Annotated in this window: 29 protein-coding genes; 14 read left to right on the top strand and 15 right to left on the bottom strand. The window is 44.2% G+C overall.

Features of this window, described 5'->3' with window-relative positions; genetic code table 11:
- Window positions 1–7: 7 nt before the first annotated feature.
- Genes J4N44_RS24160 through J4N44_RS24145 form a run of 4 tightly spaced genes read right to left on the bottom strand, consistent with a single transcriptional unit; the run spans window position 8 to window position 2,764 of the window.
- Window positions 8–877, bottom strand: a complete 870-nt coding sequence (locus J4N44_RS24160; RefSeq protein WP_029788606.1) for a heme/hemin ABC transporter substrate-binding protein — start codon at window positions 875–877, stop codon at window positions 8–10.
- A gap of 26 nt (window positions 878–903) precedes the next feature.
- Window positions 904–1,317 (bottom strand): ExbD/TolR family protein, encoded by a 414-nt coding sequence (locus J4N44_RS24155; RefSeq protein WP_252045313.1) that lies wholly within the window; start codon window positions 1,315–1,317, stop codon window positions 904–906.
- Entirely contained in the window at window positions 1,314–2,012 is a 699-nt protein-coding gene (locus J4N44_RS24150; RefSeq protein ID WP_005452532.1) for a MotA/TolQ/ExbB proton channel family protein, read from the bottom strand. Before J4N44_RS24150 ends, J4N44_RS24155 begins: the two co-directional genes overlap by 4 nt.
- Window positions 2,012–2,764, bottom strand: a complete 753-nt coding sequence (locus J4N44_RS24145; RefSeq protein ID WP_049537875.1) for an energy transducer TonB — start codon at window positions 2,762–2,764, stop codon at window positions 2,012–2,014. The genes J4N44_RS24150 and J4N44_RS24145 overlap by 1 nt, the downstream gene beginning before the upstream one ends.
- Window positions 2,765–2,930: 166 nt before the next feature.
- Here J4N44_RS24145 and hutW point away from each other — a divergent pair, with 166 nt between their 5' ends.
- From hutW to J4N44_RS24125, 4 genes are all read left to right on the top strand, one after another.
- The gene (gene hutW / locus J4N44_RS24140) at window positions 2,931–4,301 is read left to right on the top strand and encodes a heme anaerobic degradation radical SAM methyltransferase ChuW/HutW (protein ID WP_009701463.1); all 1,371 of its coding nucleotides are present in this window, start codon (window positions 2,931–2,933) and stop codon (window positions 4,299–4,301) included.
- Window positions 4,302–4,318: 17 nt separating this feature from the next.
- Complete coding sequence (hutX, locus tag J4N44_RS24135) at window positions 4,319–4,822, top strand: heme utilization cystosolic carrier protein HutX (RefSeq protein ID WP_252045312.1); 504 nt, start codon at window positions 4,319–4,321, stop codon at window positions 4,820–4,822.
- A 134-nt stretch (window positions 4,823–4,956) separates the two neighbouring features.
- Window positions 4,957–5,487 (top strand): heme utilization protein HutZ, encoded by a 531-nt coding sequence (hutZ, locus tag J4N44_RS24130; protein WP_005452526.1) that lies wholly within the window; start codon window positions 4,957–4,959, stop codon window positions 5,485–5,487.
- 103 nt (window positions 5,488–5,590) lie between these two features.
- Window positions 5,591–6,127, top strand: a complete 537-nt coding sequence (locus J4N44_RS24125) for an ATP:cob(I)alamin adenosyltransferase (RefSeq protein WP_005452525.1) — start codon at window positions 5,591–5,593, stop codon at window positions 6,125–6,127.
- An 18-nt stretch (window positions 6,128–6,145) separates the two neighbouring features.
- On the opposite strand, the gene J4N44_RS24120 is transcribed toward J4N44_RS24125, so the two are convergent.
- Window positions 6,146–7,060 (bottom strand): chemotaxis protein, encoded by a 915-nt coding sequence (locus J4N44_RS24120; RefSeq protein WP_005452523.1) that lies wholly within the window; start codon window positions 7,058–7,060, stop codon window positions 6,146–6,148.
- Window positions 7,061–7,313: 253 nt separating this feature from the next.
- Between J4N44_RS24120 and ppiC the strand changes: the two genes are divergently transcribed.
- Both ppiC and J4N44_RS24110 read left to right on the top strand, forming a co-directional pair.
- Window positions 7,314–7,607 carry a peptidylprolyl isomerase PpiC gene (ppiC, locus tag J4N44_RS24115; RefSeq protein WP_079722410.1) on the top strand — a complete coding sequence of 98 codons (294 nt, stop codon included), beginning with the start codon at window positions 7,314–7,316 and terminating at the stop codon, window positions 7,605–7,607.
- Between the two features lie 158 nt (window positions 7,608–7,765).
- Window positions 7,766–8,680 carry a BRCT domain-containing protein gene (locus tag J4N44_RS24110; protein WP_017818602.1) on the top strand — a complete coding sequence of 305 codons (915 nt, stop codon included), beginning with the start codon at window positions 7,766–7,768 and terminating at the stop codon, window positions 8,678–8,680.
- Between the two features lie 82 nt (window positions 8,681–8,762).
- On the opposite strand, the gene J4N44_RS24105 is transcribed toward J4N44_RS24110, so the two are convergent.
- A complete protein-coding gene (locus J4N44_RS24105) occupies window positions 8,763–9,809 on the bottom strand; it encodes a hypothetical protein (RefSeq protein ID WP_252045311.1) in 1,047 nt (348 codons plus the stop codon).
- A 591-nt stretch (window positions 9,810–10,400) separates the two neighbouring features.
- Here J4N44_RS24105 and J4N44_RS24100 point away from each other — a divergent pair.
- Window positions 10,401–11,750 carry an alpha-amylase family protein gene (locus J4N44_RS24100; RefSeq protein ID WP_252045310.1) on the top strand — a complete coding sequence of 450 codons (1,350 nt, stop codon included), beginning with the start codon at window positions 10,401–10,403 and terminating at the stop codon, window positions 11,748–11,750.
- 70 nt (window positions 11,751–11,820) lie between these two features.
- On the opposite strand, the gene J4N44_RS24095 is transcribed toward J4N44_RS24100, so the two are convergent.
- Window positions 11,821–12,810 carry a zinc-binding dehydrogenase gene (locus J4N44_RS24095; protein WP_061066584.1) on the bottom strand — a complete coding sequence of 330 codons (990 nt, stop codon included), beginning with the start codon at window positions 12,808–12,810 and terminating at the stop codon, window positions 11,821–11,823.
- A gap of 326 nt (window positions 12,811–13,136) precedes the next feature.
- Between J4N44_RS24095 and J4N44_RS24090 the strand changes: the two genes are divergently transcribed.
- Both J4N44_RS24090 and J4N44_RS24085 read left to right on the top strand, forming a co-directional pair.
- Window positions 13,137–13,916 carry an SDR family NAD(P)-dependent oxidoreductase gene (locus J4N44_RS24090; protein ID WP_053049281.1) on the top strand — a complete coding sequence of 260 codons (780 nt, stop codon included), beginning with the start codon at window positions 13,137–13,139 and terminating at the stop codon, window positions 13,914–13,916.
- Between the two features lie 9 nt (window positions 13,917–13,925).
- Window positions 13,926–14,105 carry a hypothetical protein gene (locus J4N44_RS24085; protein ID WP_053049280.1) on the top strand — a complete coding sequence of 60 codons (180 nt, stop codon included), beginning with the start codon at window positions 13,926–13,928 and terminating at the stop codon, window positions 14,103–14,105.
- 104 nt (window positions 14,106–14,209) lie between these two features.
- Here the strand turns inward: J4N44_RS24085 and J4N44_RS24080 are convergent, their stop codons facing one another.
- The gene (locus J4N44_RS24080; protein WP_050941280.1) at window positions 14,210–15,325 is read right to left on the bottom strand and encodes a linear amide C-N hydrolase; all 1,116 of its coding nucleotides are present in this window, start codon (window positions 15,323–15,325) and stop codon (window positions 14,210–14,212) included.
- 85 nt (window positions 15,326–15,410) lie between these two features.
- Between J4N44_RS24080 and J4N44_RS24075 the strand changes: the two genes are divergently transcribed.
- Window positions 15,411–16,304, top strand: a complete 894-nt coding sequence (locus J4N44_RS24075) for a LysR family transcriptional regulator (protein ID WP_005452507.1) — start codon at window positions 15,411–15,413, stop codon at window positions 16,302–16,304.
- Window positions 16,305–16,311: 7 nt separating this feature from the next.
- On the opposite strand, the gene sigZ is transcribed toward J4N44_RS24075, so the two are convergent.
- Complete coding sequence (gene sigZ, locus J4N44_RS24070) at window positions 16,312–16,872, bottom strand: RNA polymerase sigma factor SigZ (protein WP_009703482.1); 561 nt, start codon at window positions 16,870–16,872, stop codon at window positions 16,312–16,314.
- On the bottom strand, window positions 16,859–17,152 hold the full coding sequence (locus J4N44_RS24065; protein ID WP_005433559.1) for an ArsR/SmtB family transcription factor: 294 nt from the start codon (window positions 17,150–17,152) through the stop codon (window positions 16,859–16,861). The genes sigZ and J4N44_RS24065 overlap by 14 nt, the downstream gene beginning before the upstream one ends.
- A 251-nt stretch (window positions 17,153–17,403) precedes the next feature.
- Between J4N44_RS24065 and J4N44_RS24060 the strand changes: the two genes are divergently transcribed.
- The gene (locus tag J4N44_RS24060) at window positions 17,404–18,498 is read left to right on the top strand and encodes a permease (RefSeq protein WP_017818611.1); all 1,095 of its coding nucleotides are present in this window, start codon (window positions 17,404–17,406) and stop codon (window positions 18,496–18,498) included.
- A gap of 183 nt (window positions 18,499–18,681) precedes the next feature.
- On the opposite strand, the gene J4N44_RS24055 is transcribed toward J4N44_RS24060, so the two are convergent.
- Complete coding sequence (locus J4N44_RS24055) at window positions 18,682–18,918, bottom strand: hypothetical protein (protein ID WP_005452502.1); 237 nt, start codon at window positions 18,916–18,918, stop codon at window positions 18,682–18,684.
- A gap of 149 nt (window positions 18,919–19,067) precedes the next feature.
- On the bottom strand, window positions 19,068–19,439 hold the full coding sequence (locus J4N44_RS24050) for a YybH family protein (protein WP_050938539.1): 372 nt from the start codon (window positions 19,437–19,439) through the stop codon (window positions 19,068–19,070).
- Window positions 19,440–19,556: 117 nt separating this feature from the next.
- Between J4N44_RS24050 and J4N44_RS24045 the strand changes: the two genes are divergently transcribed.
- Both J4N44_RS24045 and J4N44_RS24040 read left to right on the top strand, forming a co-directional pair.
- Entirely contained in the window at window positions 19,557–20,423 is an 867-nt protein-coding gene (locus J4N44_RS24045) for a LysR family transcriptional regulator (RefSeq protein WP_252045309.1), read from the top strand.
- Window positions 20,424–20,575: 152 nt separating this feature from the next.
- On the top strand, window positions 20,576–20,869 hold the full coding sequence (locus tag J4N44_RS24040) for a hypothetical protein (RefSeq protein WP_005452495.1): 294 nt from the start codon (window positions 20,576–20,578) through the stop codon (window positions 20,867–20,869).
- Window positions 20,870–20,920: 51 nt separating this feature from the next.
- Here the strand turns inward: J4N44_RS24040 and J4N44_RS24035 are convergent, their stop codons facing one another.
- The 3 genes from J4N44_RS24035 to J4N44_RS24025 form a co-directional block, all read right to left on the bottom strand.
- Window positions 20,921–22,879: a monovalent cation:proton antiporter-2 (CPA2) family protein gene (locus tag J4N44_RS24035; RefSeq protein WP_005452494.1), complete on the bottom strand. Its 1,959-nt coding sequence runs from the start codon at window positions 22,877–22,879 to the stop codon at window positions 20,921–20,923.
- Window positions 22,876–23,493, bottom strand: a complete 618-nt coding sequence (locus J4N44_RS24030) for an NAD(P)H-dependent oxidoreductase (RefSeq protein WP_005452493.1) — start codon at window positions 23,491–23,493, stop codon at window positions 22,876–22,878. Before J4N44_RS24030 ends, J4N44_RS24035 begins: the two co-directional genes overlap by 4 nt.
- Before the next feature lie 197 nt (window positions 23,494–23,690).
- The gene (locus J4N44_RS24025; protein WP_050936381.1) at window positions 23,691–24,482 is read right to left on the bottom strand and encodes a PhzF family phenazine biosynthesis protein; all 792 of its coding nucleotides are present in this window, start codon (window positions 24,480–24,482) and stop codon (window positions 23,691–23,693) included.
- A 192-nt stretch (window positions 24,483–24,674) separates the two neighbouring features.
- Between J4N44_RS24025 and J4N44_RS24020 the strand changes: the two genes are divergently transcribed.
- Complete coding sequence (locus J4N44_RS24020) at window positions 24,675–25,208, top strand: YbhB/YbcL family Raf kinase inhibitor-like protein (protein ID WP_005452491.1); 534 nt, start codon at window positions 24,675–24,677, stop codon at window positions 25,206–25,208.
- Window positions 25,209–25,226 lie beyond the last annotated feature (18 nt).

Genomic DNA, 25,226 nt, shown 5'->3' with positions numbered 1-25,226 from the left:
AATCTCTCTACGGGTAAAGCAGCTCGTTTAGGCGCTTCGCCTCTGAAAGGCTCTTAAGTCCTAAACCACCAACAAGCGCATGACCGTCAATTGTCACGATGTTTTTGTTCATACCTGCTGGAGTCGCGGCAAGGAGAGGCATTGCTTTCAGAATGGCATCTGCACCGCCCATTGTTTGATAGCTACGCCCACTCACAAGAATCACGTCTGGTTGCATCTCGACCATAGCTTCTGTTGACAGTGGCTTGTATGAAGAGAGTTTGCTTGCTGCTGGGTTTTCTCCACCTGCAAGTTGAATGATTGCATCTGGTGTTGTTTCTGACCCCGCTACGTTTGCTGGACGACCTTCGTGAATCAGTAGGAAAAGTACTTTCTTTTTATCAGCTTTTGCTGGTTGGTTGCCTTCCAGTGCTTTCACTTGTGCTTCAACTTCAGTTTTTAGTGCTGTCGCTTGAGTTTCGCGATGCATGATGGTCGCAATTTGGTCGATACGATCAACCAAACCTTCCACGTTTGCTTCTGTATTGACGACTTCAACATCAACACCTGCTGATTTCAATTGGTCTAGCGTGGTGTTTGGTCCCATTTCATCTGATCCAATCAATTTAGTCGGGCTTAATCCCAGTAGACCTTCAGCAGAAAGACGACGGTGGTAACCAACTTTTGGCAACTCCATACCTTCCGGTAGTTGGCTTGTTACGTCGACAGCAACAAGGCTATCTTTTGCATCAAGAGCAAGTAACAGTTCAGTGACAGCGCTGCCGGCACTGACCACGCGTTCATTTGATGGAGCTTCGTTGGCAAATAGGCTCGCACTAGCAAGCATAGTAATGGCTGCAGTCAATGCGGTACGAACGGGCGAAAGTGTTTTATTCATTAGTGTGTTCTCAATCTTATGTTCTTCTATTGCGACTCTTCAGTGAGCAGTTGAGTCGCTTGAATTCCGTTTTCTTGTAAAAAGCCAAGAAGCTTAACCAGTGACTGAATGTCTGCGGTTTTTTCCGCACCAATCACAATAGGTTTGTCGGTTGATTTGCTCTCTTCTAACAGAGCCATCGTAAAGTTTTCCCAATCGATGTACGCCTTACCGTTGATCGCCCAGTGTGGTTCTTCTTTAAGGATGTTCACCGTGATTGATTGTTTGTCCACCTCAGCCACAGCTTGGGAATCGGTGCTTGGTAGGCTCACATCTAGGGAATCTAACTTCACTGCTGCAGTTAGCATCAAAAACACCATTACGATGAAAATGATGTCGAGCACTGGCGTTAAGTCTGGTGTTAAGCCATGACTGTTGCTGTCTTGTGGTGCCTTAATCATGAACTTCTCGCTTCAACATGATTTGCAACAGTCGCGACTTCTTTGCTGTTTTCCGGAGATACATGCTGTAGAGAAATGCCTTCGAGCCACAGATTTACATAGTTCAGAGTGTGTTCAAGCTTAGCGATAACACGATCTGCCCAAAGACCAATCAGTTGCGCGCCAGAAATAGCAGGTAACGCAATGATCAAACCAGCTGCAGTCGTACGCATCGCAAGACCCAAGCCATCTGCCAAGTCGTTTGGCGTAATGTTACCGGTAGAAGAAGCAATACCTTTAAACATGTCGATAAGACCAAGAACTGTACCTAATAGACCAATCAGGGGGCTGATCACGCCAATCAAGGTCAACAGACGCAGACCTGAGTGCAACTGATGACGTTTTTCTTGAAGCCAAATACCAGCCGCATCTTCACGCAGTGATTTAGAAAAAGAGTGATGCGCAAGCAGCATTGCAACACCACGATATAAAAGAGGTCGTTTACCCGAAAACTCATCCGCTAGTGCTTCGATGTCTTTGTTGTTGGTTGGGTCAAGCTTGGTCAGCTTTTGGCGAATCGCGCGTTTACCGACTCCTAGGCTAATGAATACTTGAAAGAGTCTTTCCGCAATGATCATGACTGTAAGTGCAGAGCAAATAACTAAAGGCCAAGTCATAAGACCAAATTGGGTTTGTAAATGTTGTAGCTGTTCCATTATCCATCCAACTTAAAACGAACTGGGATTTGAACTCGGTGAGCGACTTTGTGCCCGCCAGAAATATGAGGTGAAAACTGCCATTGTTTAATGGCACGTAGAGCAGAAAGATCGAGCATTTCTGCACCAGATGATTCGATAAGTACTTGTTTAATTTGGTTGCCGTTTTCGTCAAGCCAAATTTCATACAGCGCAACCCCTTCAATACCACGCTTTTGCGCTGAACGTGGGTAACGAGGTTGTACTGGTTGAGAAACAAACGTCGGTTGGTCAATCATTACAGGCTGTGATGTCGCCCCTTTCGATTGATCAGTAGGAGCCGCTTGTTGTGGTTGAGGTTCTTTTGCGATTTTCTCTTCCACTTTTTCTTTTGGTTGCGGATCTTTCTTTGCAACGGGTTTTGGTGGTTGAGGTTTTTTAACCGGTTCAGGTTTCTTTTGGACTGGTTTTTTCTTCACCGCTTCTTTTTTTACGATCGGCTTTTCTACCGTCTTTTTAATCGGCTCAGGCTTTGGTTTTGGCTTCGGAGGCTCAGGTTGTTTCTTTGGCTCCGGGTGCTTCTCTTCCACCACTTCTTGTGGCGTAGGAGCCGCTTGTACCGGTTTTGGCGCTGAGACTAAATTCAAGCTTACCGAGCTGGTGGGATTGCCTGCTGGCATTGCAAACACTTTTGTCTCTTGGGAGACAAAAAGAAGCGCTGCGTGCACCACTAAAGAGGCGCCACCGGCAATGGCATATCTTTTTACGTTCACGGGTAAATCTCGGTAGTAGGAATCATTATCAAGTGGGAAGATTATTGCTCGAAAAGGAAATAAGATCAATTATCAATTGCATTATCATTACGTGCAAATTATGATCTTTACAGTTTTTTTGAAATGAGCCTCAATCCTTTGTGTGGTGGGCTTTAAGTGAGTAAATATGAGCGTCGACATTTATAAATTTGACGAATCAATTCTCGGGAGTGACAGCCCCGATCCGCTGCGTTTTGCGTTTGTAAAAAAACACTCTGCGCACGCGGGTGGTAGCAGTATGCCTGTGCCACCACCACAACAAGGTGAAATCCTGTCACGGATCACTTCTGAAACAACGCAAAAGAACAATAAGCGTTGCTTGTACATTCATGTGCCATTTTGTCGTGTGCGCTGCACTTTTTGTAACTTCTTCCAAAATGCTGCGAGCCGTAAGCTTGTTGATGAGTACTTTGAAGCGCTGATGAAAGAGCTGAAAGAGAAAGCAGCACTGCCATGGACACAAAGTGGCATTTTTCATGCGGTCTATATCGGTGGGGGCACGCCTACAGATTTATCTGCAGATCAGGTTCGTATTCTTGGTCAGGCAATTCATGACTATTTCCCTTTAGCCGCCGATTGTGAAATTACCCTAGAAGGACGTATTAACCGATTCTCGGACGAGCTGTATCAGGGAGCGCTAGACGGAGGTTTCAACCGTTTTTCATTTGGTGTGCAAAGCTTCAATACCAAAGTACGTCGTAGTGCTAAGCGTTTAGATGATCGTGAAGATGTCTTGAACCGCGTTGCTGAGCTCGCTAAAGAAGACAAAATTCCCGTCATTATAGATCTGCTATATGGCTTGCCTTATCAGACAAAGGAAGTGCTCGAACAAGATTTGCACGACTTTATGTCTACTGGCGCGCACGGTTTGGACCTATATCAACTGGTTGTTGGTGGGACAGCCCCAATGTTGAACCTAGTTGAGAAGGGTAAGATGCCGCCACCGGCAACCACGCCTGAAAAAGCTGGTATGTACGAGCTCGGTGCGAAATTCATGTCGAAACACCATATGAAGCAGCTCAGTGTAAACCATTGGGCGATCGATAACCGTGAACGCAGCTTATACAACAGCTTAGCGAAAACGTATGCAGAAGTGCTTCCGGTTGGTTGTGGTGCCGGCGGTAACATCGGTGGTTACGGCATGATGCAACATCGCACGCTAGACACTTATGTCAAAGCCGTCAATGAAGGGCAAAGCACCATCGCGATGATGATGAAACAGAGCCCGCTAGAGCCACTCTTTGCTGCGCTAAAGTCAGGTTTCGACCGTGGCATTGTTCAAGGGAACAAACTGCCAAACTTCATGGGTGAAGACACCTTTAACTTCCTAATGCCGTTGTTCAAAGTATGGCACGACAAGGGCTTGGTCGAGCTTCAAGAGCGTAGCTTAGTGCTAACCCTTGCAGGGAGCTTCTGGGCTGTTTCTCTCGCACAGGCATGTATTCAGGTACTAACGTCGGAAATGAACGAAAACGTACCAAAAGTATCTAACATCTAAAAGAAATGGAAAAACCAATGGAATCAATTAAGCAACAGGTTGAAAGCCTACTAGAACAAGAACCGCAACTGCTACCTGCGGCGATGGCAGAGCGCCTTGGCGTATCGGAATTTGATGTGGTTGCAGCACTACCTCAAGAAATGGTAGCGGTGGCTCCGGGAGAGCAAGCTCAAAGCATTTTAGAAGGTCTTGTAGGCTTTGGTCCTGTAACGACGATTGTTCATTCTTTCGGCTCAATCTTTGAAGTGAAAGCACCCTTCCCGAAAGGCAAAGTGGCACGTGGTTACTACAACTTAATGGGCAAAGAAGGGGAGCTTCACGGTCACCTTAAACTGGATAACGTGAAAAACATCGCGTTAGTAAGTAAGCCGTTTATGGGGCGTGAAAGCCACTACTTTGGTTTCTTCTCAGAGTGCGGTAGCACCATCTTTAAGATCTACCTCGGTCGTAATGAAAAGCGCGAACTGATTGAAGAGCAAGTAACGGCATTTCGCGCAATGCAAGCTGAGTTCAATCAGTAGTTCCAACATAGAATTAATAATGTTAAATGCATACGACGCTTGCTCCATCCGCCAACAGGTGGGGTGGCGTCGTTTATCAAAGAATAACCGAGTTTAAATTCGGAAACACAAAACAAGTAAAGTTAGGTATCAAAATGGATCAGCAAGTTAAACAAGAGCGTTTACAAGGTCGTCTAGGACCAGAAATTAAGGAATTTCGTCAGGAGCGCCGTACGATTCAACTAGCAACAGTTGATGCGGAAGGTCGTCCAAACGTAAGTTACGCCCCATACGTACAAAACCAGGAAGGTTACTTCGTTCTTATTTCTCAGATTGCTCGTCACGCGCGCAATCTGCTTGAGAATCCAAACGTATCTTTGATGATGATTGAAGATGAGGATTCATCTAAGCAGTTGTTTGCTCGCAAGCGTCTAACGTTTGATGCGGTTGCGACAGTTGTAGAACGTGACTCTGAAATGTGGCAGCAAGTTGTTGGTCAAATGAAAGATCGTTTTGGTGAAATCATCGACGGTCTAAGCCAACTAGAAGACTTTGTTCTATTTAACCTAAAAGCAGAGCAAGGTCTATTCGTAAAAGGTTTTGGTCAGGCTTACCAAGTGTCTGGTGATGATTTGGTTGATTTTGTTCACCTTCAAGAAGGTCACAAGAGAGTCGAAAAAGCGTAAGCTGGCTTTCTAACTTATGAGCGTCTAAACGGGTGTGAATGCCCAAAGGGAGTTAGGTTATAATAACTCCCTTTTTATTAGACCAAAAGTACAGAGAAAGAGCATGAGACCAGTAAGTAAGGAACTTGGCGAGATTTGTTACCCATTCATTTATGAAGACAGTCCGGTCTGCGATTTTGAAATTACGGCAGACGAGTTGTGCAGTCGAATTGGGCTTGTGCTATCGATGGAGTTAGATGATTTTAGTCGCGACGTCCTAACTCGCATGCAGCCAAACGTGTACCATGTGAACGGCTCTATCCGCGGCAAGCTCGCAATCACAGAAGCGGAAGTTGATGAGTTAAAAGCTGACTACGACGCAATCAAAGCGCGCATTGACGGTGGTTTTAAGGGGTTTGTACTTCCCGGTGGTCACCCAACTTCCAGCCAATTACATTTGTGTCGCTGCCAAGCCAAGAAGGTCGTTCGCGCATTGGTTGCGGTAGAGCATTCAGGTAAGAAGCAACCCGCCCCAATTTTGTTCCGCTATTCAAACCTGCTAGCTAACGTGCTTTATAGCTTGGCTTCCTATATCAATCACATTTATCAAGTGGAAGAAACGGAGTTTGTGTCTCGCAGCTACACGATGCCAAGTAAATAACGAGACAAACTAAAGTCGTTATGATGCCATCGCTTTTGCTTCTAGCTCTTTTGCGCCGCGCAGCATAGCTTCAATCAATTCTCCTGCATTGAACTTCTCTAGTGCTTCATGAGCGCCAACTTGGTGAGCTCGGTCAACACAAATCTCGCTAGAGAGAGAGGTGTGAAGAATACGGTAAGAGTTGTTCAGTGCGGAATCGTTTTGAACTTCAAATGCAAGTTCATAACCGTCCAATCCTGGCATTTCGATATCACTTACTAGAAGATCAATAGGGCGGTTTTCTTCTGCTTCTCGCTTCATTAAATCGAGTGCATCAGAGCCATTTTTGCAAATTTGATAAGGGATATTGATGCGATCCAACGCGTCACTTAACTGTTTGCGCGCAATCGAAGAGTCGTCAACTAAAAGGATACTCAAGGCTTTCAGGCGTTCACGCTCAATGTCTGTCAGCATAGGAATCTTAGTGTTTTCATATTGAGGGTAGATCTTCGAAAGCAGAAGCTCGACATCTAACATTTGGACGATTTTCTCTTCATAGCGAGTAATGCCAGTAACAAAGATGTTGTGACCTGCACTTTCTGGTGGCGTTTCAATTGCTTTCCAGTCACATTCGATGATTTTCTCGATACTTCGTACCATGAACGCAACCACCGTGCGCAAGCAATCTGTCACGATCAGATAGCAGTTTTTGTATTCCTCTTCTTGAATCGGACGGAATCCAATCGCTGCTGCCATATCAATCACTGGTACCGTTAAGTCACGAATCGTGACGGTCCCAATCACGTGGTGATGAGAATATGGAATCTTGGTCGTTGGCATGTAAGGAACAATTTCACGGACTTTAAGTGTGCCAATTGCGAAGTTCTGTTGCAGGGTGAGTTTAAACACCAACATGCCCTGAGATTGGTTCGCTTTACTTGCGACTTTTGCCATGAAAATAACCTTATCAATATCACTGATTTATGTAACTAATCTAATCTTATAAGGCGACAGCTTCAACCGTAGAGCGTGGAAAAATGAGCTTTTTAGGAAATAGAACAAATAAAGAGAGAAATAACGTTCAATAATGGGTAACTTTTCATCAACTTGTCCGCGAGTTCCGATCATTAATGGATGAAGATAGAGCCTGAATTTGAGAAATCATTGCGATATTGAAGCGTTTCGGTAAACTTGCGCCACCCGAACAGTGAGAGACAAACACATGGCAAATACAGCAGCCGCTTTACACATTCTGGTAAAGCACAAAGAACAAGCTGAAGACATCATTAAGCAACTTAAGAAAGGTGCTAAATTCCAGACGTTGGCAAAGAAATACTCAACTTGTCCATCTGGTAAACGTGGTGGCGACCTAGGTGAGTTTCGCCGTGGTCAAATGGTGCCACAGTTCGACAAAGTTTGCTTTTCAGGTGAGGTTCTAACTCCGCACCTAGTAAAAACTAAATTCGGCTGGCACGTTGTGAAGGTTCTTTACCGTACTTAGTTTGAATCGCATTTAAAAAGCACCTTGTTAGGTGCTTTTTTTGTGCCTAAAACGACTCGTTTTGTTACCTCTCTAACAATTAACCGTCATTCATATTGAATGTTGAACTGTCAATGATGTATTAAGTATGCATCTAGTTGTTTATTTTGGTGAAGAGCATGACTGTAAAAGACTTGAAGCACTTGGATGACCACGCACAACCGCAAAGCATTGCCTTTAATTATAAAAGAAATAAAGCAAAAGCTATTTTGACTCTAAAAGGGATTCTAGATGGAATTCATGCTGATAAGCACTTAAACCCTATTGAAGAAATCTATTTGAGAGCGTGGAAAGACAATGACATTTTCAACTTCAGAGATGGGGACTTCGTTGATATTCATGAGCAAATTGAAGACATTTTAGAAGATGGCGTGATATCAGCTTCCGAGTTGAAAGACATACAACAAATGCTTCAAGATATTCTCGACTATGGAGATTTAGAGGATGGAGGCTACGAGAGTACCGTTAATCATCTTCTTGGCTTTTTAAGTGGAATTAGCGCGGATGACACCATTTGTGATATGGAAATTGAACGCCTTTCGAGTTTACTTGAAAAAGATAAAACTCTATCAAGTATCTGGCCCGCTAATGCGATTAAAAAGAGATTAGATGCTATTTTAGCTGATGACTTGGTTGATGAAGACGAAAGGAAAGAACTGTTAGATCTAATAAAAGCAGTCTCTGGTCAATCAATGCTTGATACTGGCTTAGCTTATGGAATGACTGCCGATTTTTCCACTACGCAAGATGGTCGTTTGTGTATCAACGGTAAGCGAGTCTGTTTTACAGGTAAATTCTTGAGTGGTACTCGTAAAGTTCAAGAACAGCGAGCTAATGCTCTTGGTGCTGAAATAAAAGGGACCGTTTCAAAAAGTATAGATATTCTCGTATTAGGATCTATTGCTAGTAGGGATTGGCGCTTTACTAGTTACGGAAGAAAGATCGAATCCGCTCTCTCATTGCGAGACGAAGGAGTAAGCGTGGAAATTATTAACGAGGAACTATGGAATGCGTTAGTAGGCTGTTCAAATTAAGCTTTTACTGCATTCATAACGCTAGTGCTATATCTGACATGGTCTACTTTTACTAAAAGCCAAGCATCACTTGGCTTTTTCTTTAGCTAGTACTCATTGCATACTGAGTTCCTGAATTGAAGTCCTCTAACCGTAGCGATGATTGTTCTGGCTCTTCGACAAAGACAAAGATTTCACCGTCTTTTTTGAGGACCTTCACGCCCATTTGCGATAACTCTAGTGCTAATTGGAATGGGTTAACGTGATAAAAGTGCTCTACATAAGTCCATAGTACATAGTTCGTCAGTATTTCCTGCTCACCAAATAACCCTTCTAATGCATATTGCAAAAAGATGTGCGCATCGATCATTGTCTCGCCCGCGTTGTTGGATATCGTGACGACGGCAATTTCATTTAGAGCATCCAGTACTTTCGACACTTCGTCTTCAAGGTCTGGGTAGGTATCTTTGTTCCCTCTACGGACATTACGTTGAAAGGAGTGAAATTCGTCATTCTTGAACCCAAACGCATGACTTGCTTTGTATGAGAGGCGATACACTGTTGAAACAGAGGCTTCGAACTCTTTTAGCTTATTGAGCACCGTCTGGTCGTCTGCTGGTACTTTGGTTACCGCCAGTGCTTTTGCTTGTTGAACCCGCTGATAGACCTCTTCTCCTGCAGGTAAAATATCGAGACAAGAGGCTTGCTTTTCTGAGCTTGCTTTCCAAGCGCCAAATCGAATGACATCGTCAAGTTTGAACTTAGATAAATCCTCATCGGTTTCTATTTCTAACGTCTCATACCAGTGCTCACGCCACATTTGCATTTCCTTCATGCGGTATGCTTTGCTGTACCTTAAATGGCAGTATATGTGGTACGAAAAACCAGTCAGAGCAAAAAACCAAGGCAGCCCTAGATATTGATAGTAATGAGATGAGTCACTAAAAATAAGACCGTAGATTAATAACCCGACAGAGGCAAATAGCGCTAGGATAAAGCAGATAAAATTAACGAGGAAAAACATATGTTGGTAATCGTTTTTATCATAAGTTTCTGCTTTAAAAGCAATCCAAGCCGCTACGACCATTCCAAAAATGCCTGCAGTAACCAGCTGAATGCAGATCGCGAATGTAACTCCCCAAAAAGACATGTTTTTCCTCATGCACTCAAAAATAAGCACAAATTGTTGCATATGTAGTTTTAAAAGGTGACCACCCTATAGTTAGGTGACGACGCGCTTCATAGTTTCATTGCTCTATGTATTGCTGTGTGGTTCTAAAGTGTTGAACTTGATGGATTCTTTATCCATCTAAAGGGTGATTAAAGGGATAGGTTTCATTTTGAACGTTTTATTATTCGCACCAACTGTGACGTAAGCAGCAGTTTCACTTTCTTAAATATTTGTTACATATGGTCTTGTTGCGCTCTTTTCTCTCATTCTTATTGAGAAAAGGCGTATTAGCTCGATTAAGCATGGGTTATGATGAGTTCAATAAAGTATTTATAAAACAGATGCTTAGTGGTTCATGTTTTCATGTCTAGTTATCTCCATGGTGTTAAAGTGCTTTTAAACACACGTTTAACCCTTAACAAGGGATGAGCTACGCCTTGTTTTTCCCCCTAGCAGAAACACAAAAGGGGTGAGGGCGACGCGTCAATAGTTCTTATAATTTCGGCTATTGGATTCGCTCACGACGAATTTGAGTAACAATGGGTGAGCGAACGCGACGAGGAGAGAAACATGAGTGGCTTACAGGAAACACTATCAACAGGTGCAAATGTTATCTTGCACGCTTTTGATTGGAAGTATGCTGACATTGCCCAACGCGCATCGGAAATCAGCGAGCTAGGTTATGGCTCGGTGTTGGTTTCTCCACCGATGAAAAGCGCACAAGACGAACGCTGGTGGCAGCGTTACCAACCTCAAGATTATCGGATTATCGACAATGCACTCGGTAACACAGTAGATTTCAAAAACATGATTGAAGCACTCAATCATGTAGGCGTACTGGTTTATGCCGATGTCGTTTTTAATCATATGGCGAACGAAGCGCACCTTCGTCCGGATCTACAGTATCCACGTCAAGGCGTGATGGACGACTACCAACAAAATGCGAGCAAGTATCAAGATCTGATTCTATTTGGCGATTTATCTGAGCCGCTATTTGACGAAAATGACTTTGTTGAAGCCTTTGGGATCAAAGACTGGAAAGACAAATGGCAAGTGCAAAACGGTCGAATCACTGGTGGTCCTACCGATCCTGGCTTACCAACTTTGCGTGTATGCAAGCACGTTGTTGAGCAGCAAAGAGCGTATTTAAAGGCGCTTAAGTCAATGGGTGTGAAAGGTTTCCGTATCGATGCTGCGAAGCATATGACCCTAGAGCACCTAAAGCTGGTTTGGACAGAAGAGATCACGCGAGATGTGCATATCTTTGGTGAGATCATCACCGATGGTGGCGCAACAGAAGAAGAGTATGAGCTGTTCTTGGAACCGTATTTGAAAGAGACACGATTGGGTGCATATGACTTTCCGTTGTTCTCAACCATCTTTAAGGCGTTCTCAAAGAAAGGCAGCTTTAAGTCTTTGATCGACCCGTACTGTTTTGGTCAAGCGTTGTCGAACCGTCGAGCCATTACTTTTGCCATCACTCACGATATTCCAAATAACGATGTATTCTTGGATTTAGTCATGGATGAAGAGAACGAGTGGCTAGCGTATGCCTACATCCTAGGTCGTGATGGAGGTGTACCACTTGTTTACACAGATTTGGATACCAGTGGCATAAAGGGCGCAGATGGTCGACCAAGATGGCAAAATGCGTGGAAAGATGCGCGTATGGCGAAGATGGTAGCATTCCATAACCTAGTGCATGGTGAACCGATGACGGTGCTTGAAGGTAACGACGATATGTTGGTGTTGCAACGTGGTGAAAAGGGCATCTTAGTGCTGAATAAATCTTCACGAGCGCAATCACTACAACTTACCTTGAATAAAGCCTTGGTAGACATGATGACAGGCGAAGAGATGCCTTGTACTGAAGAGATTAAAGTGGCAGCAAAATCGGCGATGCTGCTTGTAGAGAAATAATACCCCTTGAAGCGCAAACTGCTTTAGAGTTTGCGCTTTCTTTTCCTTTTTGTCGCTTGGGATTGAGTGCTTAGTCGATGAGCTTCGCGACGATTTTTCCGACCGTTCGTTGCTGACGAATAAAGACTAGAGCTTGAGCGACGTTTTTTAGTTCTACCACTTCCAATTTTGGCACCATAACCTCTCCGCGTTCTAACATATGCGAGAATTCCACCCCAGCGTTAACCATAGAAGCAAAGCCTTGTTCACCATGAACATGCCCTGAGCCTAGACTCAACTGATGAAAAGTAAGTCCTTGCAGGAAAGCGCCTGGGTATTCTGTTGCGCGAGTTGTTCTTACTAGTTCAACCATTTCACCTTCAAAGCCAAGCACAGAGGCGCATAAGATGTCGTTGTCGCCACCAACGCAATCCAAAGAAACTTCCACTCCTAAGTCTTCAGTAATTGACATAACTTGCTCACGTACATTCTCTTGTTTGTAGTCAATTACGTGTGTTGCACCCAACGAACGTACGAACTCATGGTTTGCAGCAGAGCTTGTGGTTATGATGGTTTCTACGCCAAAGAAGCGAGCTAACTGAATAGCAAAACTACCAACACCACCAGAGCCGCCCGCAATAAAGATACTCTTACGGGTAGAAATGTTCAGCTTGTCGACAAGGGCTCGATAAGCCGTCCAACCTGCACATGGAGAAGCGGCTGCGATTTCTGGATCAACATCAGGATGCGTAACCAGCGTGCGCGAGTCCTGAATTGCGTATTCGGCAAAGCCACCGCTCATTCGACGCATGTTGCCATGGTAGAGTACGCGATCGCCCACCTGCCAACCTGATACCTTGTCGCCAATGGCAACGATTTCCCCCGAAACATCGAGACCACCAACGAATGTATCATCTATCCCGTCGACCATCTCGTGCCAAAGGTTTACTTTTGCATCGACAGGATTGAGCCCAACGGCATGAACTTTCACTAGTACATCGAAGCTGCCGTTTATCTCTGGCGTATCGATGTCAGTATAGGTAAAGGTATCTTGATCTTTTTGATAGGTGATTGCTTTCATTCGTTTCCCCAGAGGGTTTGGAACCCAGATTTATGCAGCCCAACAAAGTTAGAATAGTTGGAAATTTCCATGTTGTTCGATGCGTATTCCCACGCACCTTGAAGTCATTTCGATATGTTAGCCATCACATAAGTGAGCTAAAAATTATCATTTGTTTTGAATGTAATAAATTTCTGTAATCAGAGGTCTCTTAATGAGTGGCACGATTGGCGAGCAAGATGGCATCTTTTGCCAATGTGTGGCGTGATTGGATTGCATAAACTGTGTCCATACCAACTACGCTGTGACCAACAGCGAATCAGTCAGAGCATTAAGAGGACAGGCACATGGCAAATACAGCACTTATTACGGGCGCATCAGGTGGTATCGGTGAAGAATTAGCGCGTATACACGCCGAAAAGGGTGGAGACTTAGTGCTTGTAGCCCGCTCTAAAGACAAGCTAGAGGCACTGGCATCAGAGCTTCGCGACAAACATAAGGTACAAGTTTTTGTCATTGCAGAAGATTTGACTGAAGCTGAATCTGCTTCACGTGTGTTTGAACAAACCGAAGCGCAAGGGTTGCAAATTGATATGCTCATTAACAACGCTGGCTTTGGTGGTCACGGAAAATTCCATGAACGTGATCTCGTGGCGGACCAAGCCATGATGCAACTTAATATGGTGACGTTAACCAATCTGACTCACTTGTACCTGCAAGGCATGGTGGCACGCAATCGCGGTAAGATTTTAAATGTGTCATCAACGGCGTCGTTTATGCCAGGTCCATTGCAAGCGGTGTACTACGCAACTAAGGCTTATGTTACTTCGTTTACCCAAGCGATAGCAGAAGAGCTTAGAGACACCAACGTAACTGCCACAGCTTTGTGTCCGGGTGCGGTAGCGACGGGTTTTGTTGCCGCAGGGGATCTACAAGGAGTGGAAGTCTTCAAAAATGCTAAGTCTCCTCGTTCTGTTGCTGAGTGTGGCTATAGCGCGATGGAACAAGGCAAGTTGGTGGCGTTCAACGAAGGCGGTTTGAAGTTCATCCTTGAGTGGATCGTCCCTTTTCTACCAAGAAAATTGGTGCTAAAAATATCGCGTCAAACTATGGAGAAAAGTGCTTAGGAATCAGATATGATCAAGCGAGCGAGTCAGTTCAGCGTACCTCAGAGTTGGAAAGTGCTGCTTGACGATATGGATATCGACCCGCAATTGGTGCTGGCATACGCCAAGTTACCTGCCGACTCATTCATTCGAGCGTATAGCACTTGGAGGGGAGTCTCCCCTGGGCATTATCGAGAGCAGCGTCATTGAGTACAAAACGAATAGAAAGGAAAAGCGCCGAGCATGTCGGCGCTTTTTTGAATGGTGCTTTTGTCCACACACCTTTCAAGTTCTGTTTTTTTACATAATCAGAGCTATTTCACTAAGTGCTGACCCATTACACCGTCGCCTTTTTCTAAGCGAGATGAAATGTCACCAAACAGATCCGGTAAGTCGGCTTTGATCGTGTAGTTATGACCGTCATTCAACTTATTAAAGTCCACTGAGTACTGTGTGTAGCTGTCATCATACTGATAGCGTACGTTCATCACTTTTTGGTCTAAGTTGTACACCAAACCATAGATGGTCGCGTAGCCGCGCATTTCACCATTCACAGGGCGGTTTGCTGCATCCAATGGGATTTTGTAGGTCACACTGTCGAGTTTCGCAATGCCATTGGTGTAGCTACTTGGCTCTTTAAGCTGATCCTTCATATAGCTGTTCCAGATAAAGCGCTGAGCAGAGTTGATGTTACCCGGAATTGGGAACTCACCATTCACATCACTCTTCGCTTTTGGTTGCGCTTCTTGCCAGTTTTTCAAGTGTTGCGCGTACTCTGGGCTGTTAGTCATCACGTCATATTGTTTGCCATGATGCACTTGCCAAGCACCATTAATGTATTCCAATACGGCAGAATCGCCACTTGCATCTTCTAGTGAGTAATGTCCCTTCATTTCAATGCCATTGTGACTGAACTGTTGTATTTGGATTGAATCTAGGTGCTTCAATGCTTCATCAACGGATGCAAAACTATCGATCAGGTAAGCGACAAAGCGCGAGTTTTCAACTTGTTGTTTTCCCGCTTGTGGCGCGCCAGGGTTCTCTTCATCCAAGAACAATGCATTAGCCGCAAAGCCTTTCTCGTTAAAGCCGTCAATAATGCCCACGCCGTAGATACTCACACCGATAGAAGCGTATTTCGATGTCCACGTAAGCGCATCGCCTTTATCGTATCCACGGTAGGTTTGACCTGCGTGGCGAACGTCAATAGTTGGCTGATTGGCTTCCATCCAATCCATGGTACGAGAGACAAATACACCGTGGTCTTGAGTCTCCCAAACCAAACGTGAACACGCATTTGCTGCGGTAGAGATGCTGCCGACTGCCATTGCGACTGATGCTGCTAGAAGTACTTTTTTGCTAAAACCTTTCATTGAATTGCCCTCGTAACGTTTCAATACGAGGTCATTATTACGTGGAATATTCACCATGTAATCTCAGTTATGTTGCAAACTTTGCAACAAAAGAATGTCGGTTGAGCTAAGATAAACGGGTTTATTATTTGAGGATCTTCTAATGCCCAGAGCCAGTTTTGACCAACTTACTGCATTTGTTGCTGTCGCGGAGCATGGATCGTTTAGCCAAGCCGCAAGGGTAATCGGGAAAGACAGGGCGACGCTGCATCACCAAGTCAGCGATCTCGAAATTGATTGGGATGTGATCTTGTTTGAACGCAAAGGAAGAACACCAGTCTTGACGGAAGTAGGGGCGACGTTAGTTACTCAAGCCAAGCACATCCTTTACCAAATGCAGTCTTTAGAACTTTCTTGTGATAGCTACTCTCAAGGGGATGTTCCGGAAATAACGATTTGTCACGACATGTCGGTGCCGTGTGATGCCATCGCAGACATCGACCTGTCTCTGCGCAAGCAATACAAAAATACGGCGATTCATTGGTTACATCGCAGCCGAGATGAAGCGCTAGACATGCTTATGGCGAAACACGCGGATTTTGCGGTGGTACTTAACAGTGGTAAAGCGTTCCCAACTGAAGGGATGTCTTTTATAAACTTGGGCTATCCGAGGTTTACCTTCTATGCACATCGGAAAAGCTCGATAGCGCAGAACCCCGTTGTGACTCTGCAGGACCTCGCATCACATCACCAATACATTGCAGAGAATTTCAGTACCAGTGCACTTGGCAATCAACAGGTGATGTCACCAAATATCTCCCGAATCAGCAACATTGATGTGTTGATGCGACTATTGAAAAATGATGGCTTTGCCTTGCTTCCTCATCATTTAGTGCAAGCTCATGATGAAAAGAGCGAATTTGTCCCTTTAAACATAGACTTTATGGCGAACGAAGGTCGTGCAGGTTATGTATTATTAAAGCGAGGCAATACGTTAAGCCCTGTGCATCAAAAGCTGGTGGCGTTGGTGACCGAATGGTTTGATAAGCAGGTTTAAAAACTGCTTAGCATTTATCGCAAGAAGAACCGTTTTGGTTGCAATCTGTCATGCGACCTTGTTTATCGAATGAGAAGCTACAACATTCCTCAAACAGCTTTTTCAATTCTACCCGTCCTTTTTGAACACGTGATTTGAGAGTCGAGTAGCTGATGCCTTGCTGTTCTGCGAGCTTCTTTTGGCTCATACCTTCAAGCTCAATAGAAGAGAGCAGTTGCGATTGCTCTTCTGGTAGCGCCTGCACAAACGGTGCAATGCACTTTGACAACTCTTGTTTAAGACTCGCTGCTTGTTCTTCAAACCACAGATCTTCAGCGATGAGGTCATTATCACGCTGGTTTCGTGCACGTTTGCGGTAGAAATCGATGATGGCGTTATTAGCGATTTGGAATAGCCATGACTTGATGCTCGATACATCACGAATATCCCCAAGATTCTGATAAGTCTTAAGTAAGATCTCTTGTTTGAGGTCGTCTACGTCATCTTCATTACTGACTTTAGAGCGCAAGAAGGCGTGAATAGCGTGTTCGTATTCGCTCCAAATCGATTCAAGGTTAGCAGTTTTCATTGATACAACACTCGTCACGCAGGAAGCCAATAACCGTATCTAAACATTCATACTCAGCAACACAATACAAAGTACGACCTTCACGACGCTGACTGATTAAGCCAGCTGAGGCAAGGCTCGAGATGTGATGAGAAAGAGTAGAAGCTGGAATGCCAAGTTTATCTTGTACGCCACCAACTGCGATACCTTCATAGCCCGCTTTAACCACCTCTTTATAGATACATAGACGGGTAGGGTGTCCTAGCTCTTTGAGCGCTTTTGCTACAGCTTCGAGTTCCATACTGACCTCTTGGAATGACTGACGATAAATACATTTCGATGATAGTGAAAGTGTAGATGAATAGCAAACAAGAAAATTTCAATATCTAATTTATTGATTAGTAAGGGTTAAATTTATATTTCGATATTTATCGAAATATAATGGTTGACGCATCGATTTTTAATTCTATAATTCGAGAAAAATAGAAATGAAGAATTCAGCTTCATTAGGAAATTTACAGTTACTGATGTGACATCAGTAGGAGATAAAATATGAATCCAGAAATCATGACAATGGCCAAAGAAGCGCTTGATATGTTTGCGTTTCTTGCAACCGAACTAATCATTCTATTCCTAGCAATTAGCTATATCGTAGGTGTGTTGCAAGACTTTCTAACACCAGAAAAAATTCAGTCTATCCTGAGCTCTAAAAAGGGTAAGGGCTACTTTATTGCAGCGTTGCTAGGCTCGATTACGCCTTTCTGTTCATGTTCAACGATTCCTTTCCTAAAAGGATTGTTGCGTGCAAGGGCGGGTTTTGGACCAATGATGGTGTTCCTATTTGCAAGTCCACTGCTTAATCCAGTGATCATTGGCTTGTTTGTGGTGACCTTTGGTTGGAAAGTGGCAGTATTCTACTTTGCTATTGCGATGACAGTATCAGTAGTAGCAGGTTATGTACTTGAAAAACTTGGGTTTGAGCGCTACGTAAAACCAGAAGCATACGAAGCAGTAGGTTCTTCTTCATGCGGTACTTCTTGCGGTGACTCAAGCAAGAAAAAAGAAGAAGCGAAACCAGCATCTAGCTGTGGTACCAGCGCTTGTGGTGAACCAGCTCCAGTTGTGGCGAAAACATCTTGTTGTGGTGAAGCGCCAAAAGCTGAACCTAAAGTGGAAGTATCTTGCTGTTCATCAGACGGTACTGCAACAGCGACGATTGTCGAAGAGAAGCAACCAAGCCGTTGGGTTCGTATTTGGCACTCAACTTGGAAAGACTTTAAACAAGTGTTCCCTTACCTAATGATGGGGATTGCGATTGGTTCATTCATTTATGGTTTCATCCCAACGGATCTGATTGCAGAATACGCAGGTGAAGCGAAGTGGTACGCGATTCCGGTAGCAGCAATCATTGGTATTCCATTGTACATCCGTGCAGAGGCAGTGATTCCACTAAGTGCGGCGTTAGTACAAAAAGGTATGGCATTGGGCTCAGTTATGGCATTGATCATTGGTAGCGCTGGCGCAAGTCTTACAGAAGTGATTTTGTTGAAATCTATCTTTAAGAACCAAATGATTGCAGCTTTCCTATTTGTCATCCTAAGTATGGCAATGGGCGCGGGTTACTTATACAGCTTTATCTTTGCTTAATAAAAGTTAGACGGGATAAGCACGATTACTTAATAACAAAAATCCCCAAGTCATTCAGACTTGGGGATTTTTTATGTTTACCGGATGCGCCTGTCAGGGATAAGGAAACAAAAAGAGCCCATTTAAATACAGCGAAATGGGCTCTTTGTTTTCGGAAGAATGTTCATGGTCGAGGCTTAATTACTATAAGACAATGACTACGGGTTCTTCTGATTCTGCGATTGGCTCTCGCGTAGGATGTGAATATTCCGAGTTTTGAGTAAAGTCATCAGGACTGTTGCCATTTAAAGCGGCACACTCTTCGTCGGTAAGCCATCCAATAAACTCCGAATCTTGATCGAAGCACACTTCTTTGGGCGTAAACGCCGCAGACTGAAATGATAAAAGCATCAAAAGTGACGCAAAAAAGAGTTTTGACATGATTAAATATTCAACCAATTGTTTATTAATAGACGGATAATTATAATTATTGTGATGTTCGTTCACATTTTTCCGGCTGAAATGATATTGATTGGTTATTTTATTGTCAATGTAACTGAATAAATATTTGCGATAACTATCAATAACTTTTATCGTTCGCCAAGTACTTCGAACTCGTCATAGGTCAGACGAGAAAGACCGTCAGCTTGGATCTCCCATAGTTCTTTATGCACCACACCAAACGCTTTGTTCATCGTCCAATCGGACGTCAGAATGTAACCTTGTTCGCTATCTTGTTCCCATTTCGTGTTGGTGTAGTCCACGTTGTTAAAACCTTGGTCCATGATGTTTTGCCAGAATGCTTGAATTGCTTCACGACCTTCAAATGTACCAAAAGGTTTGGCAACCATGATTGCATCTTCGGCGTATTGTGCTGCGCATCCTGCAGCGTCCTGATTATTAAAAGCGATTTGCCATGCTGAAATGCCTGCTTGAGCGCGTTCTAAAACTGATTGAGTCATCCTGAAATTCCTGTGTTTGGTGTTTGTTTATGTGGCAATCATAGAGGTAGAATTGAATTAGAAAAACAAACGAATAAGAACAGAATGTTCTGCTAAATAGAACAGTGAGGAAAAGTGATGAATAAGCTGCGTTTGATGTCTCTATTCGTTCATATTGTAGAGTGTGGGTCGATCTCCAAAGCCGCAGAGAAGTTAGAACTTTCTAAATCTGTACTGAGCTCTGCACTCAAACAACTTGAGGGGGAGTTGGATACGTGTTTACTTAAACGCACGACCAGAAAGCAAACGTTGACACCCTCTGGTGAGCGCTTTTATCAGCAGTGCGCGCAAATGACGAAGCAAGCGGAAGAGGCATGGCTAGAAGCAGCAGAGTTGAAGCAAATCCCAGTGGGAGTGATCACCGTGACGGCTCCCAACGCATTAATGCGCTCGATCGTATTACCTGCCTTAACGGCTGCTTTTGCCGATTACCCCGATGTGCATTTAAATTTGATCAGTGATGATAAACATGTCGATATCATTCAGCAGAATATTGACCTTGCGATCCGAGTTGGAGCGTCTGGTGATTCAAACATTAAACAGCGGAAAGTTGGGCAGTTTTGTGACGTATTGTGCCGCGCGAGAGGGGAGCAATCTGACATTGAAGATGCTTCTTATATCGCTCAACATTGGCAGGTCGAACCCATTGTTCATACGTTCTTTTTGGAGAAACAAGACCACCAAGTTCAATACCCAGTGAAGCATCGAGCGAACAGCGTGTTTGATGTGGTGAGTCTTTTAGAGATGGGATTGGGCTTTGGGGTTGTTCCTGATTTTATTCTGGACTCGAATCCACTCCTTGAACCAGTACCTAATGCACAAGCCTCAAAAGTGAATCCAATTTACGTATTACATCCTTATCATGCTCATGTGCCGATGTCTGTGACATTAGCGATTCAAGCAATTGAAGAACGTATTGAGCAAGTGATTACATGCAGAAGCTAAGAGTTTGACTCCATCAAAATTGAGAATGTAACGAGCATTAATCCGCTGCATTTTTATTTGGGATCAATCTTCATCATTATTTCACCCCACGTTCAAACTCCCTCGGCTACACTGTTTGATGAGTTGTCAGTTGGCAGACCAAGGAGGCAGCCATGATTGCAGTTCATCGAGAGTATTGTTTATCGAATAGCCCAGATTTACACGCCCATGTTGAAGTCAATCCCGTCGGCAAATTGGAAGTCGAAATTGTCGAACTTCAAGAGCACCATACTACCGAGTTTGATGATCTTTCTTTTGAAAGTAGCGGTGCTCAAACTCGTATTTGTGGTAAAGAAGATACGGTCCCATGGCAGTTTAATCTTGCTAAGACCGATGCGTTAGAGCTTTCCCATTTAGTGGATGAAGCGAATGAAGAGTACGAGATCTTAATGAGTGATCTTATGTAACGCGGTTGTTTTTGGGGCAATAAAAAACCTCCCAGTGGGAGGTTTTCGCGTTTATTGAGCGTCTTCTTTCGGAAGGTGAAGTTCTTGAACATTTTCTTCGTTGAAGTCGTCCGCGTACCCTTTTGGTGGTGGAGTCCAACCACGTTCGGAACGCGAAAGCTTATCGTGACGATCCTTCTGCATTTCCTCTGCCATTTTTTCTTCTAGATGAATAAATAACTGACGGAAGTTATTGTCGTAACGTTCGCCTTCCGAATCATCTGCCCACGCTTCATAAAGCATGTCGGACTTACGATCTTCTACTCGTTTGTAAGTCGCTTTTTGTTGCTCAACGAAGAACGGATGAATCCCTAAAGACTTCATCACATGACCGCCCATTTCTAAAGCGGAGTGGTATGTTTCGGATTCAATGATGTCAGCACCCGCCTGTCGAAGCAGATAACCGTGACCACGGTCGAAAGCGCGCGCGATCACTTTCACTTTCGGATAGGTGTGCTTAACGTATTTGACCAATTCAACACTCGCTTCTTGGTTATCTATGGCAACCACAAGTGCTGCTGCGTGCTCAATGCCTGCTGTGTGCAACATATCTGGGCGCATAGCATCACCAAAGTAAGCGCGTGTGCCGATTTGGCGCATGTTATCTACTTGGCTTGCTTGGTGGTCTAATACGACCGTTTGAACGCCGTTAGAAACCAACAAGCGATTGATGATCTGACCAAAACGACCGATGCCCGCAATGATGACTGTGCCTTGTTCTTCAATGGTGTCACTTTCACGCTCATTCGATTCACTCTCGAAGCGAGGAAGAATAACCTTGTCGAATAGGATAAATAAGCCGGGTGTTAGGAACATAGAGATCGCAACGACTAATGCCAGTGTTTGCGAAAGTTCGAACGGAATGACGTGGTTTTGAACTGAGAAGCTCAGCAATACGAAGCCAAATTCACCCGCTTGCGCCAAGCTCAAGGTAAACAACCAACGGTTGCTGCCTTTGATACGGAAGATAAAAGCAAGGATAAAGAGAATCGCCGCTTTCAGGACCATTACGCCAAGCGTCAAGCCGATGATCAAACCAAAGTCGCTGAACAGCACAGAGAAGTCGATGCCAGCACCGACGGTAATGAAAAACAGACCAAGCAAGAGCCCTTTGAATGGCTCTATGTTTGATTCTAACTCGTGGCGGAATTCACTGTTCGCCAATACTACGCCTGCTAGGAAAGTACCTAGAGCAGGGGAGAGACCGACTAAGCTCATTAACGCAGCGATACCGATCACTAGCATCAATGCTGTAGCAGTAAAGATTTCACGTAATCCAGAGCTTGCGACGTAGCGGAATAGTGGACGACTTAAAAAATGCCCACCAACGACTACGATAGCGATGGAAGCCGTAATGACCATGCCGTACGCCCAGCCAGGAAGTCCAGCAACTAAGCTGAGCTCTTCGTGATGCTCCGCCGCAGATTGCGCTGCAGACTGTGCCTGCTCAACAAGTTCAGGGAGTGCCAATAGTGGAATGAATGCCAACATTGGAATAACGGCAATATCTTGGAAAAGCAGTACCGAGAATGCGTTTTGACCCCCTTCGGTTTTAGTTAACCCTTTTTCGCTAAAGGTTTGCAAAACAATCGCCGTGGATGAAAGCGCAAAAATCAGACCGATCGCTAATGCAATCGTCCATGGCTGACCAAAGTAAAGCGCAATCGCCATGATCAGTGCTGCTGTACCACCAACTTGGAGTCCACCTAAGCCCATTAAGCGATTACGCATCGCCCAGAGCATTTTGGGTTCAAGCTCCAAACCAACTAGGAACAGCATCATCACTACGCCAAATTCAGCAAAGTGTTGAATTGTCGTTGTTTCTTCACCAACTAAACCAATGATTGGACCAATAACCACTCCGGCGATGAGATACCCAAGCACCGAGCCTAAGCCTAAACGTTTTGCTAAAGGAACGGCTATGACGGCGGCAATAAGATAAACAAAGGCTTGTAAGAATATCCCTGTCATGACGCTTCCTTAATTAGTTGTGGTAGTGCGCTGTTTAGCTTGATAAGCGAAGCAGCGGCTTCAATGTCTAGCGTGTCGCTAACTAACGCATTGAGCAGTGTTTTGTAGCGTTCAACATGCTGATCGATTCGGTTTTCTTCTTGTGCAGTACGAGAACCAAATAGCGCGAGTGGTGCGATGTAATTCATCCCCGTGAGTGCTGACATTTGCTCGATTGGAGCAAGCAGCTCTCGAATGGTGAAATGGTTATAACCTTCAGCTTTGTACGCTTCCTCTTTACCGCCAGCAGATAACACGCAAAGTAGGGTTTTGCCATGAAGCTCTGTGCCTTCAGAGCCATAAGCAAAGCCATATTCCAACACGAGATCTTGCCACTCTTTTAAAATGGCTGGTGTGGAGTACCAGTACAATGGGAATTGAAAGATCACCACATCGTGGTCACGCAATCGCTGCTGTTCGCGGTCAATGTTGATATTGAAGTGCGGGTATTCTGCGTAGAGATCGACACAGGTCACGCCTTCAACGGTATTAGCTGCTTTAAAAAGAGGAGCATTCACTTCAGAGCGATGCTGGGAAGGATGCGCAAAGAGAATGAGGACTTTTTTATTTATCATGAGGATCCTTGCTAAGCGTCTAAACTATTTTTGCTATAAGAATGAAAGACTTTTAATTGCTGTAACAAACTGTAACTCATAAACCTTATCCTATCTACTTTAGGGATAGAACATCGAAAAGTTTAAAATCACTTTCAACGAAATGAAGATAATCTTAATTCGCGAAAGTGATACTTTTTCTATATGCAGTAAAGCGATTACACGAATATTTTTCCCTGCATGTAAAGCACACCATCGCCCGAGACTTTTACCTGCTCTGCTTTAACCTCACAATGAAGAATGCCTCCGCGTGTGGAAGCTTGATACGCCACGAGAGAGGTTTTTCCTAGTTCTTCTGCCCACAAAGGTGCCAAGCCGGCATGAATTGATCCAGTTACTGGATCTTCATCACCGCCGTTAGCTGGCCAAAAGTAGCGTGAAACGAAATCATGCTCTTCTCCTTTTGCTGTGACGACAACATCATAAGGAGCAAGTGTTTTAAGCTGTTCGGATTGATATTGAACCTCGAGTATTTCGTCTTGGTTTTCGAGCACTACAAAGTACGCTTGTGAGCTCAATAACACGCGCTCTACTTTGCAGCTTAAGCCTTCAATCAGTGCTTGTGGAATATCGGAAATAGGTTGAGGGATTCGTAAAGGGAAGGTCATTTCGATCTTACCCAATGCGTTTTTTTCTACGCTGAGTGTTCCCACTTCTAACGTATGAAACTCGATTTTTTCCTGTACGCCTAATTTCTCAAACAACACCAGTGAAGCGGCGAGAGTGGCGTGACCGCAGAAATCGATTTCTGTCATTGGCGAGAACCAGCGAATCTCATATTGGTTTTCACCGACGGACTTGAGAAAAGCAGTTTCAGAAAGGTTATTTTCAGTAGCAATGCTCTGCATGAGGTCTGGGGTTAACCATTCTTTTAATGGGACGACTGCAGCAGAGTTACCTTTAAACTGAGTGTCAGTAAATGCGTCGACGATATAAATATCTAATTCCATCTGTTCTTCCTTGTTCATTGGTAATGAGCTAACCAGATCAGTCTGTACTCGGTGTCGAGAAGCATTTAAGTGATGCTTTAACTTAAAGTGTCAAAAATTGGCTTAAACTGATTTAGTGTGATACTTATTGAAAGGTTGCTATCTCTATTCGGGAATACACTAACTCCGAACTTAAGAAATAGGAACATTATCATGAAAGCAATGACTAAATCCGTATTGGCACTCAGTTTACTTACCATTGGTTCGGCTCAAGCGTTTGAGCTGTCGAGTAAAGATATTCAAGAAGGTCACCCAATGGCGAAGACTTTTGAATACAACAGTTGGGGATGTGATGGTGGAAACCATTCACCACAATTGATGTGGAAAGATGCACCGGCTGGTACAAAGAGCTTTGCTATCACGGCGTACGACCCAGATGCGCCAACAGGTAGTGGCTTTTGGCATTGGATTGCATTCAATATCCCGGCGTCAGTAAGTGAGTTACCTCGTGATGTTAATATTGCTAAATTGGGTGGTAAAGAATCTCGCATCGATTATGGAACTGTTGGTTTCGGTGGCGCATGCCCTCCAGAAGCTGACGGTATGCACCGTTACCAATTTACGGTTTGGGCACTGCCAACAGATAAACTGAATTTAGATGAAAATACACCAGCAGCTGTGGTTGGTTTCACACTGAATAGCATGGCGTTAGACAAAGCTAAGCTGACGGCGACTTACACCCGCTAAAGTGCAGCAGAAATTAGG

The organism is Vibrio sp. SCSIO 43155 (assembly GCF_023716605.1).
GTDB classification, from domain to species: domain Bacteria; phylum Pseudomonadota; class Gammaproteobacteria; order Enterobacterales; family Vibrionaceae; genus Vibrio; species Vibrio harveyi.
Note: the sequence above shows the minus strand (reverse complement) of the source record. Positions and strands in the feature narration are given on the sequence as shown.

Excerpts from the sequence above, each read along its gene's own strand:
- J4N44_RS24105 (WP_252045311.1), bottom strand. The coding sequence starts at position 9,809 with ATGTCTTTTTGGGGAGTTACATTCGCGATCTGCATTCAGCTGGTTACT.
- J4N44_RS24020 (WP_005452491.1), top strand. The coding sequence starts at position 24,675 with ATGAAAGCAATGACTAAATCCGTATTGGCACTCAGTTTACTTACCATT.
- hutW (WP_009701463.1), top strand. The coding sequence starts at position 2,931 with ATGAGCGTCGACATTTATAAATTTGACGAATCAATTCTCGGGAGTGAC.
- J4N44_RS24110 (WP_017818602.1), top strand. The coding sequence starts at position 7,766 with ATGACTGTAAAAGACTTGAAGCACTTGGATGACCACGCACAACCGCAA.
- hutZ (WP_005452526.1), top strand. The coding sequence starts at position 4,957 with ATGGATCAGCAAGTTAAACAAGAGCGTTTACAAGGTCGTCTAGGACCA.
- J4N44_RS24125 (WP_005452525.1), top strand. The coding sequence starts at position 5,591 with ATGAGACCAGTAAGTAAGGAACTTGGCGAGATTTGTTACCCATTCATT.
- J4N44_RS24040 (WP_005452495.1), top strand. The coding sequence starts at position 20,576 with ATGATTGCAGTTCATCGAGAGTATTGTTTATCGAATAGCCCAGATTTA.
- J4N44_RS24090 (WP_053049281.1), top strand. The coding sequence starts at position 13,137 with ATGGCAAATACAGCACTTATTACGGGCGCATCAGGTGGTATCGGTGAA.
- J4N44_RS24050 (WP_050938539.1), bottom strand. The coding sequence starts at position 19,439 with ATGACTCAATCAGTTTTAGAACGCGCTCAAGCAGGCATTTCAGCATGG.
- J4N44_RS24095 (WP_061066584.1), bottom strand. The coding sequence starts at position 12,810 with ATGAAAGCAATCACCTATCAAAAAGATCAAGATACCTTTACCTATACT.
- J4N44_RS24155 (WP_252045313.1), bottom strand. The coding sequence starts at position 1,317 with ATGATTAAGGCACCACAAGACAGCAACAGTCATGGCTTAACACCAGAC.
- J4N44_RS24025 (WP_050936381.1), bottom strand. The coding sequence starts at position 24,482 with ATGGAATTAGATATTTATATCGTCGACGCATTTACTGACACTCAGTTT.
- sigZ (WP_009703482.1), bottom strand. The coding sequence starts at position 16,872 with ATGAAAACTGCTAACCTTGAATCGATTTGGAGCGAATACGAACACGCT.
- J4N44_RS24085 (WP_053049280.1), top strand. The coding sequence starts at position 13,926 with ATGATCAAGCGAGCGAGTCAGTTCAGCGTACCTCAGAGTTGGAAAGTG.
- hutX (WP_252045312.1), top strand. The coding sequence starts at position 4,319 with ATGGAATCAATTAAGCAACAGGTTGAAAGCCTACTAGAACAAGAACCG.
- J4N44_RS24075 (WP_005452507.1), top strand. The coding sequence starts at position 15,411 with ATGCCCAGAGCCAGTTTTGACCAACTTACTGCATTTGTTGCTGTCGCG.
- J4N44_RS24100 (WP_252045310.1), top strand. The coding sequence starts at position 10,401 with ATGAGTGGCTTACAGGAAACACTATCAACAGGTGCAAATGTTATCTTG.
- J4N44_RS24045 (WP_252045309.1), top strand. The coding sequence starts at position 19,557 with ATGAATAAGCTGCGTTTGATGTCTCTATTCGTTCATATTGTAGAGTGT.
- J4N44_RS24030 (WP_005452493.1), bottom strand. The coding sequence starts at position 23,493 with ATGATAAATAAAAAAGTCCTCATTCTCTTTGCGCATCCTTCCCAGCAT.
- J4N44_RS24080 (WP_050941280.1), bottom strand. The coding sequence starts at position 15,325 with ATGGTGAATATTCCACGTAATAATGACCTCGTATTGAAACGTTACGAG.
- J4N44_RS24055 (WP_005452502.1), bottom strand. The coding sequence starts at position 18,918 with ATGTCAAAACTCTTTTTTGCGTCACTTTTGATGCTTTTATCATTTCAG.
- J4N44_RS24150 (WP_005452532.1), bottom strand. The coding sequence starts at position 2,012 with ATGGAACAGCTACAACATTTACAAACCCAATTTGGTCTTATGACTTGG.
- J4N44_RS24120 (WP_005452523.1), bottom strand. The coding sequence starts at position 7,060 with ATGGCAAAAGTCGCAAGTAAAGCGAACCAATCTCAGGGCATGTTGGTG.
- J4N44_RS24060 (WP_017818611.1), top strand. The coding sequence starts at position 17,404 with ATGAATCCAGAAATCATGACAATGGCCAAAGAAGCGCTTGATATGTTT.
- J4N44_RS24065 (WP_005433559.1), bottom strand. The coding sequence starts at position 17,152 with ATGGAACTCGAAGCTGTAGCAAAAGCGCTCAAAGAGCTAGGACACCCT.
- J4N44_RS24035 (WP_005452494.1), bottom strand. The coding sequence starts at position 22,879 with ATGACAGGGATATTCTTACAAGCCTTTGTTTATCTTATTGCCGCCGTC.
- J4N44_RS24160 (WP_029788606.1), bottom strand. The coding sequence starts at position 877 with ATGAATAAAACACTTTCGCCCGTTCGTACCGCATTGACTGCAGCCATT.